Here is a 15,413-nt window from a genome sequence, read left to right on the forward strand (position 1 = left end):
TCTCATTCTCCCACCACGACAGGGCATTTCGCTGTTTCAACCCACCCAGGCCGCCACCTAATCGGTGTATCCAGGCTTAGGCCGGTCCGAGCGTCGGCGCGTCAGTGCCCGGACCGAAGTACCAGCCGCCCGCCGCCTGCGTACCGCCGTCCACATGGATGGTCTGGCCGGTGATGTAGGTAGCCATATTCGAGGCGAGAAACACTGCCGCCGAGGCTATTTCGTCGACATTACCGGCACGCCGCATCGGCACCATCGCGGCCAGCGACTCGGACAGATCTCCGAATGCGAGGTTCTGGAGGCCCTCGGTAACCGTGAGATCCGGGGCCAGCGCGTTGACGCGGATACGGTGCGGCGCCAACTCGAAGGACGCGGTCTTGGTGTAGTTGACAACCCCCGCCTTGGCCGCCGCATACGCGGCGTAGCCGGGCGCGGCCCGACTGCCCTCGATCGAGGTGATGTTGATGACGCTTCCCGGCTGTCCGGCAGCGACCAGTCCGCGCGCGACCCGTTGCGTGCACAGCAGCACGTGACGAAGGTTGCTGCGGTACAACGCGTCCCACCCGTTCTCCGAGGTCTCCAGCAGCGGGGAGTTGAACGTCCCGCCCGCGTTGTTGACCAGGATCGACACCGTGCCCAGTTCACGCTCGGTGCGTTCCAGCGCCGCATCGACGGCCCCGCCGTCCCGGACGTCGGTGGGCAGCCCCAGCGCCCCGATGGATGCCGCCGCCGCGGCACAGGTGTCGGGATCGCGTTCCCAGATCGCCACCGAGGCGCCGAAAGCAGCCAGTCCCTGCGCGATTCCCTTTCCGATCCCGGCGCCGCCACCGGTGACGACCGCGACCCTGCCTGTGAGCAGGATGTCCGACGGAGCGATGGCCATGAGCGATGAGACTAGCGTGCCGGCGCGGTGCCGATGATCCCGTCGGCTTCCAGCGCGGCGATCTCGTCCTCGGTGAGCCCGAGCTCTCGCAGCACATGATGGTTGTGCTCACCGAGCAGCGGCGCCGGTGTGGTGTGCACCCGGTCCGGGCCGCGCGAGCTGCGGAACGGCAACGTGCTGTGCGGGGTCGGCGGGTTGACGGGATGTTCGACCTGCTCGAAGAAGCCGCGGGCGGTCAGCTGCGGGATCTGGTTCTGGCGGTGCGGCTGAAGCACTTTGGCCACGGGCACTCCGTGATCCCACAGCGCGGCGACGATCTCGTCACCGCCGCGCTCGACACACCACGCAGACAGGTGCCGGTCGATCAGATCGTGACGGGCGTGCCGTCCCGCGGCACCGGCCAGCTCCCGGGTGTCCGCCCAGGCCGGGCTTCCCAGCGCGTCGCACAGCCCGGACCATTGGGCGTCGGTGGCGACGGCGATCGCGACCCAGCTGTCCCGGCGGCCGAACTCGTCGACCTCGTTGGTCAGGTACAGGTTCTGCGGCGCCGCGGTCGGTCCGCGGTTGCCGGCCCGTTGCAGCAGCGCGCCGTATGCGGAGAACTCGATCACCTGCTCGGCGGCCACGTTGAGCGCCGCGTCGACCATCGCGGCCTCGACCATCGACCCCTCGCCGGTGCGGCGGCGATGCTCGAGCGCCAGCAGGATCGCGTTCAGCGCATGCACACCGGCGTTCGGATCGCCCACCGAATACGGCTCGAAGGGGTTGAGGTCCGGATAGCCGGTAAGCCAGCTGATACCGGCCGCCGCCTCGATGACGTACGCGAACGCCGGGTTGTCCCGCCACGGCCCGTCCAGTCCGAACCCGGGCATGCGGACCATGATCACATCGGGCTTGACCTCCCTGACCGCGTCGTAAGTGAGCCCCATGCTCTCCAGTACGCGCGGGGTGAAGTTCTCGACGACGATGTCAGCGGTCGCGGCCAACTTCTTGAGCAGATCTCTACCGGCGTCGCTTTGCAGGTTCAGCGTGATGCCCCGCTTGTTGGTGTTCAGCCCTGAGAAGATCGGCGACCGCTCCCACCACTGGTGTTCGGTGACCGGGATTCCCGCGATCAGACGGGTCCCGTCGGGGTGCCGCGTGGACTCGACGTGGATCACGTCGGCGCCCAGCATCGCCAGCATATGGGTGCAGCTCGGCCCGGCCCAGAAGGTCGTCATGTCGACGACCCGCACACCCTCGAACGGCCGCCCCTCTCCTCGCGAAACCGCCACCACGGTAGCGCCGGCCGCTCGCGCACTACCGTGGTGGCGGTCTCGCGAGCGGTAGTGCTCGGTGTGCTCGCCCAGGCGCGGGCCCGGTTCCGGGTGCCGCAGCATCGGCGGGGTCATGCGGTACGGGGGCGCGGGCTGGGTGAAACCGTCACGCGGATTGACGACGAACGAGCCTCGTTCGACGAAGTGGTCCAGCGATTCGACGTTGGCGCCGTTGGCGACCGGCGCGTTCGGGATGCGGAACGCCGTGGCCAGATCCCGGATCTCGTCGACGGTCTGATCGGCGACCCACGCGTAGAGCTCCTCGGCCTTCTCGTTGGCCTGCTGGGTGATCGACAACGGGGAGTCCTCGTCGATCCACTCGACGTGCCCGGTCATCGCGCACAGGTCGAACCACTGCTGGGCCGTGCCGCAGCCGATGTCGACCAGGCCGTCCTTGGCGCGGGCGATGCCCGGCACCGTCAGTCGCCGCGCATCCCGCCACGGCCGGCCCAGCATCTCGTGGTAGCTCACCGGGTAGTAGGTGAGCCCGAGGATCGAGGTCTCCAGCATGGACAGGTCGACCAGCTCGCCGCCGCCGCGCATGCGCGACGCCAGGGTGGCCGCACTGGCATACGCACCGGCCAGGTACTCGCCCACTTGACCGCCGACGTATACCGGCGCCCGGTCCGGAGTGCCCCGGCCCAGGCCGACGATGCCTCCGGACCACGCCTGCAGCGTGAACTCGGTGGCCGGCCGCCCACTCCACGGCCCCCGCAGCCCGAACGGGGTGATCGCAGTGACGGTCGCATGCGGATGACGGTCCCGGATCACGTCCGGGGCGAAGTCGGCCTCCCCCGCCACCCCGGGGCCCGGCGACCAGATGACGGCGTCCGCGCCCGCCAGCAGCGCGTCGACGAAGTCGCTGTCCAGGCCCGGTTCTGCGACGACCGAGCGCTTCGAGCACGCCAGGAACGAGAACAGGGCCCCGTCGGTGCCCTCGAGGATCTCGGCACCGGACGCCGACCAGTAGCGCAGCGGATCACCCTGCGGCGGCTCCACTTTGACGACCTCGGCGCCGCCGTCGGCGAGCAGCTTCGTGCAGTACGCACCGGCGATCCCACTGGACAGGTCGACGACGATGTAGCCGGAGAGCGGAGGTTCGGGCCCCGAGTCGGACACTGCGTGCCTAGTCCTTCTTGGCCCGGTTGCGTTTGCTCAACCGGAATTCCGGCGGGAACTTGCTGTCGTTGTCGTTGACCGCGGCCGACAAGCCGGAATCGATCGACTCGAACATGCCGAGATCGTCGTCGCTGTCGTTGGCGACGCCGTTACCCATCGATTCGAAGAACGCGCTGAGCAGGCTGCCCATGTATTCGCCCTGCTGCTGCTTGAAGATCTCGAAGAACATCTTCTGCTGGAACACGGTGTCCACCGGACGGTTCCGCGCACACGCCAGGGCGTACTTCTGTGTCTCGGTCTCCAACTCGTCGCGCGCCACCACTTTGTTGAGGAAGTTGCAGTCGTACATCTCGGCGGCGGTGAAGGGCCGGCCGGTGAACACCATCTCCTGAAACTTGCGCAACCCCATCATCTGCACCCAGGTCCACATCCGCGGACCCCAGCCGTGATAGCGGAACGACGGGTGCCCGAACAAGGCGTCGTCGGAGGAGATCACCAGATCAGCGTCGGCGCATTGGTAGAAGTGCCAGCCGTAACAGTAGCCCTTGGCCTCGACGATGCTGATCTTCTTGAAGTCCTGCAGCGCACGGTTCCCCGCTTGCGAGTTGGCGTACCAGGCACTGATGGTCGCCCCGTTGCGGAACGTGCCCTTCGGGGGATAGGTCACCTCGCCGACACCGTCATCCTCAAGCCGCAGTTCCGCCAGCCGCGCCGCCGGATTGTCGTTACCCTCCATGAACTCGGGAAGGTCGGCGCCGCTGCCCAGATTGTCCCCCACGCCGCGGATGACCACCACCTTCACGTCGTTGTCGGCGTTGGCCGCCCGCAGCACATCGGCATACCGCAACCGGGCCAGTGACGTCGGAGCGTTGAGGAACTCCGGACGGTTGAACGTGATGGTCGCGATCTTGGTCTTCGGGTCCTTATCGTAGAGGATGATCTCCTCGGGCGACGGCCGCTCACCCATGGACGGCCTCACCGTAAGCCGGTGCGGTCGAAAGGATTTCGGCGCCGTCGGCGGTGATCAGGACCGCGTCGCGGGTGAACACCGCGCCCGCCCCCTGTTCCCACACGTACGCGGTGAGCGCGAGCACCATACCCTCCTCCAGAATGTCGGCGTCCGCGGTCGCCCGCAGCGTCGGTGACACCACCGGCGGGTCGAAACCCAGTCCGAGGCCGTGTGCCACCGGCATCGCCGGCAGCCGCTCACCGGCCTGCTGGTAGGCGTCCAGCAGGCCGCTCGTGCTCATGCCGGGCCGACATGCCTCGATCAGCTTGTCCCACAGATCGTCCCGGCGCCGGTACAGCGCACGCACAGCATCGGTCGGCTCACCGACATACAGCGTGCGGGCCACCTCGGCGACATAGCCGTCGGCCAGCACCCCCGCGGACAGCGCCACAAGGTCGCCTTCTCGCACCACGCCGTCACCGTCGGCTCGCCGCCACGGATGCTCCTTCGACGTCACCCAGGCGGCATCCTGGGTCGCCGGGGTGCTCACCCCACCGGCGGCCTCGGCCTCCAGCACGGCACCGGCGAGCGCCTTCTCCGTGACGCGCGACCCAAGCGCGGCGACGCCCGCGGCCAACCCTTTCTCGGCGACCATCAGGGCTCGACGCAACGCGTGCACTTCCTCGGGCGATTTGATCCGACGGGCAGCCTGCATGGCCTGCTCGGCGTCGACCAGCTCCGCGTTGGGGAACGCCATCGGCAGCAGCTTGGCGAATGTCGGTGTCAGAGCATCGGTTCCAACCCGTCGCACGGTGTCGGCGCCCTTGATGTTCTTCAGTATCCCGACCAAGGTCATCGGGTTCCAGGCGAAGCCGTACAGGTTCTCGTGGGGGATCTCCTCGGGGATGCCCTCGTCCCAGGTGCTGTTGAGGTGGATCTCACCGGTGGCTCGTACGAACTCGCAGATCGGCCCGAACGGGCGGGTGCCCACGACCCACAGCTGCGGGGCTCCGGAGATGTAGCGGACGTTGGCCTGCCGGCCGAGCACCAGCATGTCGAGGTCGTGGGCCTCCATCTGTGCGAGGGCACGCTCCCGGCGGCTGTATCGCAATGCGCGGCCGTCGGCCTCGATCTCAGTTCCCACGGGACACCTCGTACGGGTCGTAGGGATACGCGGTCAGCGGCATCCAGCCACCCTCGGTGACCACCACGATCTCCTCACCGCGATAGCCGCCGGTGCCGTCCTCCCAGACCACCGGCTCGAACACCAACAGCATTCCGTCCGGGAAGATGAAGTTGTCATCCCATTCCTGACCGAGATCCGTGCCGATCATCGGCATTTCGGCCGCGCTGGTGCCGATGCCGTGCCCCAGGTAGAAGTGGGGCAGCCACGGCTTCTGCCCGCCGGCGGCCGCGGTCGCCGCGCGCCCGAGGTCACCGCAGGTCGCCCCAGCCTTGGTCACCGCCAACACTGCGTCGACGATCTCGCTCCACTTGTCGAACTGCTTCTGCTGAATCGGCGTCGGATCCTGACCGACGATCCAGGTGCGACCGTGGTCGGAGCAGTAGCCGTGGTAGGCGATCGACACGTCGGTCCACAGCACGTCGCCCTGCTGGAGCTCACGCTCGGTCGTCAGCAGAGGCAGGGCGAGATCACCGGTGGTGGTCCAGGTGCCCTCGGCCTTGCACGTCGGCATCGCCTGCCAGATCGAGTCGAACATGTTGGTGGTGGCGCCGAGTTCGAAAGTGCGGCGCACGAATTCGGCCGACAGGTCGATCTGTCGCGCACCGGGGGCGAGCGACTTCTGTATCTCGGCGACAGCCTGTTCGGTGATCTGGCAAGCCCGCCGGATGCAAGCGATCTGGTCGATGGTCTTGACGATCTTCGCCGCCCCGATCACCGGCGCGGCGTCGACGGGTGCGCTCGGGAACAGCGCTGTGCCCGCCCGCCGCATCGCCCCGGTCAGCTCGTCGGTCGCGACGGCGGCACCGGCCGGGATCAGCCGGGCCAGGATCTTCGCGAATTCGCCGACCCCTTCGTCGAACTCGAGGTAGACGGGCCCGTGCAGGTGGTCGTCGGGCAGACCCGACTCCATGGCTGCGCCCTCGCGGAAGGGCAGGAACAGATGCGGGTACTCGTCATCGGCTAGGACCACCGCCACCGGCCGTTCGACATGCGACAGTCCCGCATCGGCCAGGGGCCAGCTGATACCGGTGGCGTACATGACGTTCCCGTTGCCGAGCAGCACCAGAGCGTCCACGTTCTGCTCGGCCATCGCGGCGTGCAGCCGCGCACCGACCTCGCTGCGCATCCGCGTGAAATCGGGTTCGGTGGGGATGTCCAGCCACGTGTACCCGGTCCGGGCGATCTGGGTGACGCCGGAGTGGGTGGACGTCGTCACGACAACCCCAGGAACTTCTGCACGTTCGTGGACACGATCTTGACCGCTGCCTCCGGACCCACCGCCTCGACGACGGTAGCCAACGACTTCTCCGAGTAGCCGAACGTGCTCTCGTTGTGCGGGTAGTCGCTCGACCACATCGCGTTGTCGACACCGATGCGGTCGATCAGCGCCAGCCCCAGTGGGTCGACCATGAACGACGCGCTCATGTGGTTGGCCCAGTAGTGGTGCACGTCGTGCTGCAGTTCGTGGTTGAACATGTGCCGGTAGGACGCGAACATGTGCTCGGCGTCCTGCAGTGCGGTCGGCACCCACGCGATGCCGCCCTCGAACCAGCCGATCTTCAGGCTCGGGTGCCGGTCCAGAATTCCGGAGAACACGTACTTGGCGAACTGCTCACGGAACGAGTCGACGTTGACCATCATGCCGACCACCACACTGTTGTTCTGGCACGGCGTCTTCGGCGGCGTCTCGCCGATGTGGTGGCTGACCGGCAGCCCGGCTGCCTCGATCTCGTCCCACACGGCGTCCATGTCGGTGCTGCCGTAGTCGTAGATGTTGCCGTCGTCATCCTTACCGGGATTCAGCGGCAGCAGGAACGTCCGCAGTCCCAGCGCCTTCAGCTCCTCGAGGGTGCTGCGGGTGCCTTTGGGGTCCCACCAGTTGATCAGGCCGACACCGTAAAAGTGCCCGTCGGAGCGCTCCTGCAGATCGGCGATGTGTTCGTTGTAGATCCGGAACACCCGCTCGCGCAGACCCTTGTCCGGGTAGTGGAACAGCGCCAGCACCGCGTTCGGGAACGCCAGTTCCTTGTCGATGCCGTCTTCCTTGAGTTCCCGGATGCGCGCCTCGATGTTGTTCGACGCGGCGCCGGCGAGATCGTCGTACTGCATGAGCACTCGGCCGAAGTCGCCGCCGGTCCAGGCCTTGCCCTTCATCCCGACCATGTAGGCGCCGTCCTCGTACCAGATCCGCGGCGCGGCGCCCTTGAGCTCCTCCGGGAAGCGCTCGTAGAAGATGTCGTCGGCCACCGAGATGTGATTGTCGGCGGAGAAGATCTCGGTGCCTTCAGGCAGCCCGACGACCGTGCCGGTCGAGTGGCCGTGCCGGTGCTTGGGAGCGCCGAATCCTTCGGGGGGATAGAGGGTCGGGGCGGACATTGGGATCTCCAATCGGGCTGTGCTAGAGGGCTTTACCAGGTGACCGGTAGTTCGTAGACGCCGTAGGCGAGCCGGTCATGCTTGAACGGCACCTCCTCCAACGGGATCGCCAGCTTCATCGTCGGGATCCGGCGCAGCAGCGTGTGGAACACGATCTGTAGCTCGGCGCGGGCCAGCTGCTGTCCTACGCACTGGTGCCGGCCGTAGCCGAAGCCGAGTTGCTGGTTCGCATCGCGGGTCAGGTCGAGCGTGTCCGGCTCGGGGTAGGCCCGCTCGTCCCAGTTGGCCGGCGCCAGATCCAGGATGATGCCCTCCCCCGCCCGGATGGTCTCCCCGGCGATCTCGATGTCTTCCGTGGCCACCCGGCGTTGGCCGTTCTGAATGATCGACAGGTAGCGCATCAGCTCTTCGACGGCGTTGGCGATGAATTTCGGGTCGTCGGAATCACGAAGAAGCGCAGCTTGTTTCGGGTTCTCCAACAGCGCGCAGATCCCGATCCCGATCATATTGGCGGTGGTCTCGTGGCCGGCGATGAGCAGACCGGTGCCCAGTTGCGCGGCCTCCTTGACGCTGATCTCGCCGGCGGTGACGCGCTCGGCGAGGTCGGAGACCGCGTCCTCGGCGGGGTTGGCCTGCTTCTCCTCAACGAGGTTGATCAGGTACTGGTGCAGGCTCATCGCACCCTTCTGCATGGCGTCCGCGGCCGCGTAGCGGGCGAGCCCGGCATTGGCGTGCTCCTGAAAGAACTCGTGGTCCTCGTAGGGCACGCCGAGCATGTCGCTGATGACCCGGGTGGGCACCGGGAGCGCGAGCTTGGCGACCATGTCGGCCGGCTGCGGGCCGGCCAGGATCTCGTCGATGCATTCGTTGGTGACGTCCTGAATCACCGGGCGCAGCGCCTCGACCCGCCGGAAAGTGAACGGCTTGGACAGCATCCGGCGGAACCGGGTGTGCTCCTCGGCATCCGAGGTGAACACCGAGCGCGGCCGCTTGTACACCGTGGACAACATGTGCTCGTTCCAGTGCGGGAAGCCCTCCCGCCTGTCGTCCACGCTGACCCTGGAGTCGGCGAACAGCGTGCGCGCCACCTCATGGCCGGTGATCAGCCACGGCGTGGCGCCGTTCCAGATCCGCACGCGGGACAGCGGTTTGGCCTTGTTCATCTCGAGCATCTGCGGCGGCGGCGCGAACGGGCAGCCCGCGGCGCGCTCCATCGGGTACTCCGGCACCGCCACCGCTTCCTGCGCAAGCGTCTCTGTCATTTCACTCCTCGATGTGGATGGCCAGGGCGGGGCATGCGGCCGCGGCCTTTCGGGTCTCCTCGGCGTGCTCGGGTCCGGGCTCGGGGATCAGCAGTTCGACCACGCCGTCGTCGTCGCGTTGGTCGAACACGACACCGGCATTGAGCACACACTGGCCCGACGAGACGCACCTGTCCTGGTCGACCGTGACCCTCATGTCAAGACAGCTCCGTGACCGGGGCGTGCCACAGCCCGATGATCGCGTCGATCAGCCCGGTGGCCGCGGCCTGCCAGGTGGGCCGCGCGACGGGCGACCCCTGCGCGAGGAGCCGCTCACGGTCGGCACAGCTGTGCATCAATAGGTTGCGGCCCATGATGTTTCGTTCCACTCGGACGTCGACGGGCAGATCGGGCAGACAGCCGTTGATCCCGTCGAGTACCCGGACCAGCGACGGTGACGACAGTGCGTCCTTGACGATCATGTTGTGGTATGCCGGGTCGGTCATCACCTGCGCGGCGAACCGGGCGTACCAGGTCGGATTGCCCAGTTCGGCAAGGTGATCCGTCAACGGGCAGACAAGCGCGGCCACCCAGTCGCGCATGTCGGTCGAATCCCCGATCTCGGCGACCCGGCGCTCACGCAGCTCCTCGATCGGGCCCCGGTGCTTGTGCTCGATGGCACGCACCAGGTCCGCCTTGGTGCCGAAGTGGTAGCCGACTGCGGCGTTGTTGCCCTGGCCGGCGGCTTCGCTGACCTGCCGGTTGGACACCGCGAACACCCCGTGTTCGGCGTAGAGCCGCTCGGCCGCCTTCAGGATCGCCTCTTGGGTGCTGCTTGCACGGTCGGCCCGCACGGTCCTCGCAGTCGTCACGCTCTCAGTGAACCCGGTCACACCTGCTAAGTCAAGCGACTGATTTAAAGCAATCACCCTGCGGTCTGCCCGGTTGCCGGCTTGCGGACGATCACCTTGCCCGCGACGGTGCCGCCGTCGACCGGCAACACGGTGCCGGTGACGTACCGAGACCGGTCCGTGGCCAGGTACAGTGCGGCCTCGGCGACGTCCTCGGCGCTGCCCTCCCGCTTGAGCGGGCGGTCGTCTCGCATCTGCTGCCGGATTCTGGCCTCGAAGCGTTCCAGCCGTTCCCGGTCCTCGTCAGTGGCCGACGAGGCGAGAATCGGCGTCGGTATGTTGCCGGGCGCCAGGCAGTTCACCCGCACCTCGTAATGCGCGAGCTCGATCGCGGCGCATTTGGTGAAGTGGATGATCGCCGCCTTGGAGGCGCGGTAGGTCGAGACGCCGCCACCGGCCTGGATACCGCCGATCGAGCCGAGGTTGACGATGGATCCGCCGCCGCGGTCGGCCATGTGCCGCGCGGCGTCCCGGGTGCCGGCCATGACGCCGAGCAGGTTCACCCGCATGACCCGGTCGAACTCCTCGAAGTCCTCGTGGAACAGGCCTTTGCGCAGCGGACTGGAGATTCCCGCGTTGTTCACCATCACGTTCAGCCCGCCGAAGGTCTCGACCGCCGCTGCCACGAGCTCGCCGACCTGGGTCTGATCGCCGACATCGGTATGCCGGTACACGGTCTTGGCACCGCGTGAATTCAGCTCGGCGGCAAGCTGTTCCCCGAGATCGTCGCGGACGTCGGCGATCACCACGCCGGCCCCTTCGGCGGCGAACCGTTCGGCGATGCCCCGGCCGATCCCCGATGCGCCGCCGGTGACCACGGCGACCTTGCCCACGAGTTCGTTCATCTGTGCTCCTCCAAGAAGTCCAGCAACAGCTGGTTGACAGCGGCGGGCCGCTCGATCTGCGGGCAGTGTCCGGCGCCGTCGACGACGGCCGAGCGCCCCTCGGTAATCTGCCCGGCGATCTCGGCCGCCCAACCCGGGGGCAGCAGTTTGTCGTCGCCCCCTTCGATCACCAGGGCCGGTACGGCGATGCGGCCGTAGGCGCGCGCACTGCTCGGGGCCGGCGGAGGTTCCAGGCCCGGGCGGCGGAACCGCGCCGCGGCCAATGACTCCCACGCGCCGGGGGCGATGCTCGATTCGTAGCGGCGCCGCACGTATGCCTCGTCGGCGGGGTAGGCAGGATCGGCGAACAACGCGGTCACGATGCGGCGCATGCCCTCGACGGAGGCGTCGTAGTCGTAGAGCGCGCTGACGTGCTCGTTGCGCTGGATCTCGCCACCACCGCAGATCGCGACCAGACTGCGCGCCGGCAGCACCGGTGCGTCCGAGGTGGCGTCGACGAGCAGGTTGATCGCGCCCATCGAATTGCCGACGAAGTGGGCGGCCTGCACACCCATCACGTCGCAGAAGCGCGCGATGTGCCGGATGCGCATGCCCCGGCCGTCGGTGAAGTCGACGACCTTGGCGGAGTCTCCGAAGCCGAGCATGTCCGGGGCCAGCACCCGGTACCGCCCGGCCAGCGCGTCGATGGTGTGCTCCCAGCCGACGGCCGCGCAGGCGCCGAATTCCCCGCCGTGCAGCAGGACGACCGGATCCCCTTGTCCCGCTTCGAGGTAACTTGTGCGCAGGCCGTCGATGAGAACAGTCTTCGATCGGAACGCCATGGTGCTAGGTGACCAATGTCCGGCTGGTCTGCGCGAACGCCAGCACCTGGCTCGCCAGCAGCTCGAGCTGATTGGCCACGGCCCTGCCCTGCTCGGTGTCGGCGAGCTCGCCCGACGGATCCCAGATCGGGTCGGCGGAGTTGATCGCCACACCCAGCGGGGTCGGCCATGCCCGCAGCGCGTGCCCGATGCTGCGCAGCTGGGTGAGCGTGCCCACCGCGGCCTGCCACCCGTAGGCGCAACTGATGCAGCCCCACGGGGTGTTGTCGAGGTAGACGCGGGGGTCCTCCCGCAGATCCTCGATGTAGTCGAGAGCGTTCTTGACCAGCCCGGAGATCGCCCCGTGGTATCCGGGCGAGCCCACCACTACGGCGTCGGCGTCCCGAAGGGTCTTGACCAGTTCGAGGGCTTTGGGTGTGCGCTCCAGCTCGTGCGGAGCGTACATCGGCAGGTCGAGGTCCTCCGCACTGAACAGCCGGGTGCGTCCACCCTGCTGCTCCACCGACGTCAGGCAGTAGCGCAGAGCCCGTTCGGTCGACGAGTTGGCCCGCAGTGTGCCGCCGAGACCCACGATGAACGGTTGATTGATACTGGTCACTTCCCCACTCACTTGATCGCGATCGGACTGACAGGTGCCCCGACGGCGCCGACCACCTTCAGTGGCGGTGCGACGAGCTGGAATTCGTAGCTGCCGTCGGCGGCGCAGTCGGCGGCGATCGGACCGAGGTCCCAGTACTCGCCGAGCATGAGGCCCATGTCGCGCAGGCACAGCATGTGCATCGGCAGGAACGTTCCCGTCACGCCGTTGGCGGGGTCGGGGTCCTCGACCATCAAATTGTCGGCGGCCACAGCTGCCACCTCGCGTTCGTGCAGCCAGGCCGCGCAGGTCCAGTGCAGTCCCGAGCCGGCTTCCCCACCATCCCCGGTCTGGAGGAAGCGCGTCCACCACCCGGTGTGCACCACCACGATGTCGCCAGAGCGGATCTCGACCTGCTGGCGGGCGACGATCTCGTCGAGTTCGTCGGGGGTAATCGGGGTCCCTGGCTCGCAGAACGTGTCCGCGCCGCGATGCGCGACGACGTCGAGGAGTACCCCGCGGGAGGCGATGCCCTTCCTGTCGACTTTCTCGATCCCGAGGTGGAAGGCGCCGAAGCTGGTCACCGAGTCAGCCGGAAATCCGTTGTAGAGCTTGTCCTCGTAGTACACGTGTGACATCGCGTCCCACTGCGTGGCGGCCTGCAGCGGCATCACGATGATGTCGTCGTTGAACCGGAACGGGTTGTCGGCGAAGAACGCGCTCATGTCGGCGGCCACCGCGTTGCGCAGCCATTGAGGCCCGTACTCGACGAGCGTGGAGGCGTCACCCCCGTCGACGGTCATCACGTGAACGGGGTTCTGTCGGAACTTGAACGCGCCCTGAGGTCCCCCGGAGCTGAAGTCGCCACCGAGGGAGATCACCTTGCCCTGCGTGACCAGGCCTGCGGCTTCGGCGACCTTCTCGGCAGTGATGAAGTTGAGGGTACCGAGTTCGTCGTCGTCGCCCCACCGTCCCCAGTTGCGGACCTCGTCGGCCATCCTGCGGAAGTCGCTCATGGTGCCGGTCATCGGGAACTCCCTTGTGCGGACTGCGGATCGGTCATCTGGGCGGTGATGCGCTGGGCGAGGATGCCGCCGTCGGTCCACACCACCTGTCCGGTGAGGTAACCGGCGGCCCGGCTGCCGAGGAACACCAGCATCGCCGCCTGCTCCTCGGGCGTCGACACCCGCCCCAGCGGGGCGGTGAACGAATCGAGGTACTGCTGACCGTAGGCCGAACGCAACTGGTCCAGTATCGGGGTTTCGGTAACCCCCGGTGCGGTGCAGTTGATCCTGATGCCGCGGGCGCCGAGATCGACGGCCCGATGCATCCCGTAGAGGATGATCGCCTCCTTGGACTGGCGGTAGCCGCCGTCGGCGAGCGCGTCGGGATGCTCGGCGCACCACCGCAGGCCTTCTTCCACCGACGTGGTGGCGAGAAGACCCGCGGTGGTGGCGGCGTGGTTTAGGTAGCCCGAAGCGGCCAGCGAGGACACGTTAGTGATCGAGGCCCCGGCCGGCATCCGATCCACCAACGCTTCGGTGAACTGGCGCATACCGAGAAAGTTGATCCGCACCACCAGCAGCGGGTCCCGGATTCCCGACGACACCCCCGCGACGTTGAACACCGCGTCGACGCCGTGACCCACCGCGGCCGCGGCGTTGTCGACAGAGTCCGGGTCGGCCAGATCGACCGGGATGAAGTCCCCGAGGGCAGAACGGTTTTCCGGCGCGCGCAGGTCCAGGCCGGTGACCCGCGCGCCGAGCGAAGCGAGCTGATGCGCCACCTGTGCTCCGATCCCCGAGGCGCACCCGGTGACCACCGCGTGCCTGCCGTCGAAGCGCACCAGCTCGTCCAGCGGGGTCACGATCAGCTCGCAGCTTCCTTCGCGGCCTTGGCGTCCTTCTCGGCCTGTGCAGCCTTGACGCGGCCCTCGTTGATCTCGGCCATCGCCTCGGGAATCTCCCCCGCCGTGAACTTGCCGCCGCGGCCGGTGGGCAGACCGCCGAACGCGTAGGTTTCGTCGAACAGCGGTGCGTCCCAGTGCTGCCGGCGCGCCTCGACCTTCTCGATCACCGGCGCCAAACGCTTGGCCTTGTCCTGCACCGCTTTCGCGTCGCGCTCGATGAACTCGGGCAGGATCTCTTTGCCCATGATCTCGATGGACTCCATCGTGCCCTCGTGGCTGCGCGGGTTGAGCAGCAGGATGATCTCGTCGACGCCGCTGGCCTCGTAACCACGCAGGAATTCGCGGACGGTGTCGGGTGATCCGATCGCGCCGCGGCCCGGCCCGTAGGCCAGCGTGGGATCGTCCTTGACCGCCTTTTCGTAGAGCTCCCACACCCCGGTGCGCCCAGGGGTGTGCATGCCCGTCAGGTAGTAGTGCATGATCCCGAACGAGAAGAACCCGCCGCCGATGCCGAGCCGCTTGAGCGCCTCCTCGTCGGTCTTGGCCACCATCATCGACAGGTCGCCGCCGATCGCGAGCAGGTTGGGATTGATCGCCGGGGTGATCGGCGTGCCCTTCTCCTCGAACTCCTTGTAGTAGCCGTCCACCCGGTCTTTGAGCGCCTCGGGTCCGGTGTAGGCGAAACTCAGTGCGCCGATGGCTTTCTGGGCGGCCATCTGCACCGACGACGGCCGTGTGCACGCCACCCAGACGGGCGGGTGCGGCTGCTGCAGCGGCTTCGGGATCACGTTGCGAGCCGGCATTTCGACGTGCTCGCCCTTGAAGCCGGTGAACGGCGCCTCGGTCATACACCGGATCGAGACCTCAAGTGCCTCTTCCCACATCGTGCGCTTGTCGGCCGGGTCGATGTTGAAGCCGCCGAGCTCGGCGACCGACGACCCCTCACCGGTGCCGAACTCCACCCGGCCGTTGGACAGGTGGTCGAGCGTGGCCACCCGTTCGGCGATGCGGGCCGGATGGTTGATGGGCGGCGGCAGGTGCATGACGCCGAAGCCGAGTCGGATGTTCTTGGTGCGCTGGCTCGCCGCGGCCAGGAACATCTCCGGCGCGGTGGAGTGGCAGTACTCCTCCAGGAAGTGATGCTCGGTGAGCCACACCGTGGAGAAGCCGGCCTTGTCGGCGAGTTCGACCTCGTCGAGACCGTGCTGGAAGAGCTGGTGTTCGTCGTCGTCAGACCACGGCCGGGGCAACGGGAACTCGTAGAACAGGGAAATCTTCAC

Annotated in this window: 15 protein-coding genes; all 15 read right to left on the reverse strand. The window is 67.5% G+C overall.

Annotation, left to right across the window (positions count from 1 at the left end; translation table 11 throughout):
- Positions 1–76: 76 nt before the first annotated feature.
- Genes KXD97_RS29335 through KXD97_RS29405 form a run of 15 tightly spaced genes read right to left on the reverse strand, consistent with a single transcriptional unit; the run spans position 77 to position 15,413 of the window.
- Positions 77–883, reverse strand: a complete 807-nt coding sequence (locus KXD97_RS29335) for an SDR family NAD(P)-dependent oxidoreductase (protein WP_260754526.1) — start codon at positions 881–883, stop codon at positions 77–79.
- Between the two features lie 11 nt (positions 884–894).
- Positions 895–3,318, reverse strand: a complete 2,424-nt coding sequence (locus tag KXD97_RS29340; protein ID WP_260754527.1) for a CoA transferase — start codon at positions 3,316–3,318, stop codon at positions 895–897.
- A gap of 7 nt (positions 3,319–3,325) precedes the next feature.
- Positions 3,326–4,285 carry an enoyl-CoA hydratase/isomerase family protein gene (locus KXD97_RS29345; RefSeq protein ID WP_260754528.1) on the reverse strand — a complete coding sequence of 320 codons (960 nt, stop codon included), beginning with the start codon at positions 4,283–4,285 and terminating at the stop codon, positions 3,326–3,328.
- On the reverse strand, positions 4,278–5,411 hold the full coding sequence (locus tag KXD97_RS29350) for a Xaa-Pro peptidase family protein (RefSeq protein ID WP_260754529.1): 1,134 nt from the start codon (positions 5,409–5,411) through the stop codon (positions 4,278–4,280). The genes KXD97_RS29345 and KXD97_RS29350 overlap by 8 nt, the downstream gene beginning before the upstream one ends.
- Positions 5,401–6,669, reverse strand: a complete 1,269-nt coding sequence (locus KXD97_RS29355) for a Xaa-Pro peptidase family protein (RefSeq protein ID WP_260754530.1) — start codon at positions 6,667–6,669, stop codon at positions 5,401–5,403. Before KXD97_RS29355 ends, KXD97_RS29350 begins: the two co-directional genes overlap by 11 nt.
- A complete protein-coding gene (locus KXD97_RS29360) occupies positions 6,666–7,829 on the reverse strand; it encodes an amidohydrolase family protein (RefSeq protein ID WP_260754531.1) in 1,164 nt (387 codons plus the stop codon). The genes KXD97_RS29355 and KXD97_RS29360 overlap by 4 nt, the downstream gene beginning before the upstream one ends.
- A gap of 32 nt (positions 7,830–7,861) precedes the next feature.
- On the reverse strand, positions 7,862–9,091 hold the full coding sequence (locus KXD97_RS29365) for a cytochrome P450 (RefSeq protein ID WP_260754532.1): 1,230 nt from the start codon (positions 9,089–9,091) through the stop codon (positions 7,862–7,864).
- A 1-nt stretch (position 9,092) separates the two neighbouring features.
- A complete protein-coding gene (locus KXD97_RS29370) occupies positions 9,093–9,287 on the reverse strand; it encodes a ferredoxin (protein ID WP_260754534.1) in 195 nt (64 codons plus the stop codon).
- Position 9,288: 1 nt separating this feature from the next.
- On the reverse strand, positions 9,289–9,996 hold the full coding sequence (locus KXD97_RS29375; protein WP_396885548.1) for a TetR/AcrR family transcriptional regulator: 708 nt from the start codon (positions 9,994–9,996) through the stop codon (positions 9,289–9,291).
- Positions 9,996–10,826 (reverse strand): SDR family NAD(P)-dependent oxidoreductase, encoded by an 831-nt coding sequence (locus tag KXD97_RS29380; protein ID WP_260754536.1) that lies wholly within the window; start codon positions 10,824–10,826, stop codon positions 9,996–9,998. Before KXD97_RS29380 ends, KXD97_RS29375 begins: the two co-directional genes overlap by 1 nt.
- The gene (locus tag KXD97_RS29385; RefSeq protein WP_260754537.1) at positions 10,823–11,647 is read right to left on the reverse strand and encodes an alpha/beta fold hydrolase; all 825 of its coding nucleotides are present in this window, start codon (positions 11,645–11,647) and stop codon (positions 10,823–10,825) included. Before KXD97_RS29385 ends, KXD97_RS29380 begins: the two co-directional genes overlap by 4 nt.
- 4 nt (positions 11,648–11,651) lie before the next feature.
- Positions 11,652–12,245: an NADPH-dependent FMN reductase gene (locus KXD97_RS29390; RefSeq protein WP_260754538.1), complete on the reverse strand. Its 594-nt coding sequence runs from the start codon at positions 12,243–12,245 to the stop codon at positions 11,652–11,654.
- Between the two features lie 8 nt (positions 12,246–12,253).
- The gene (locus KXD97_RS29395) at positions 12,254–13,252 is read right to left on the reverse strand and encodes a cyclase family protein (protein ID WP_260754540.1); all 999 of its coding nucleotides are present in this window, start codon (positions 13,250–13,252) and stop codon (positions 12,254–12,256) included.
- Positions 13,249–14,091, reverse strand: coding sequence for a coniferyl-alcohol dehydrogenase (locus tag KXD97_RS29400; protein ID WP_260754541.1), 843 nt, complete (start codon positions 14,089–14,091; stop codon positions 13,249–13,251). The genes KXD97_RS29395 and KXD97_RS29400 overlap by 4 nt, the downstream gene beginning before the upstream one ends.
- Positions 14,092–14,093: 2 nt before the next feature.
- Positions 14,094–15,413: an LLM class flavin-dependent oxidoreductase gene (locus KXD97_RS29405; RefSeq protein WP_260754542.1), complete on the reverse strand. Its 1,320-nt coding sequence runs from the start codon at positions 15,411–15,413 to the stop codon at positions 14,094–14,096.

Source organism: Mycobacterium sp. SMC-8 (genome assembly GCF_025263565.1).
Classification (GTDB): Bacteria; Actinomycetota; Actinomycetes; order Mycobacteriales; family Mycobacteriaceae; genus Mycobacterium.

What these genes read in the sequence shown, in the direction of transcription:
- KXD97_RS29335 (WP_260754526.1), bottom strand. Translation starts at nt 883, where the DNA reads ATGGCCATCGCTCCGTCGGACATCCTGCTCACAGGCAGGGTCGCGGTC.
- KXD97_RS29345 (WP_260754528.1), bottom strand. Translation starts at nt 4,285, where the DNA reads ATGGGTGAGCGGCCGTCGCCCGAGGAGATCATCCTCTACGATAAGGAC.
- KXD97_RS29360 (WP_260754531.1), bottom strand. Translation starts at nt 7,829, where the DNA reads ATGTCCGCCCCGACCCTCTATCCCCCCGAAGGATTCGGCGCTCCCAAG.
- KXD97_RS29365 (WP_260754532.1), bottom strand. Translation starts at nt 9,091, where the DNA reads ATGACAGAGACGCTTGCGCAGGAAGCGGTGGCGGTGCCGGAGTACCCG.
- KXD97_RS29370 (WP_260754534.1), bottom strand. Translation starts at nt 9,287, where the DNA reads ATGAGGGTCACGGTCGACCAGGACAGGTGCGTCTCGTCGGGCCAGTGT.
- KXD97_RS29380 (WP_260754536.1), bottom strand. Translation starts at nt 10,826, where the DNA reads ATGAACGAACTCGTGGGCAAGGTCGCCGTGGTCACCGGCGGCGCATCG.
- KXD97_RS29385 (WP_260754537.1), bottom strand. Translation starts at nt 11,647, where the DNA reads ATGGCGTTCCGATCGAAGACTGTTCTCATCGACGGCCTGCGCACAAGT.
- KXD97_RS29395 (WP_260754540.1), bottom strand. Translation starts at nt 13,252, where the DNA reads ATGACCGGCACCATGAGCGACTTCCGCAGGATGGCCGACGAGGTCCGC.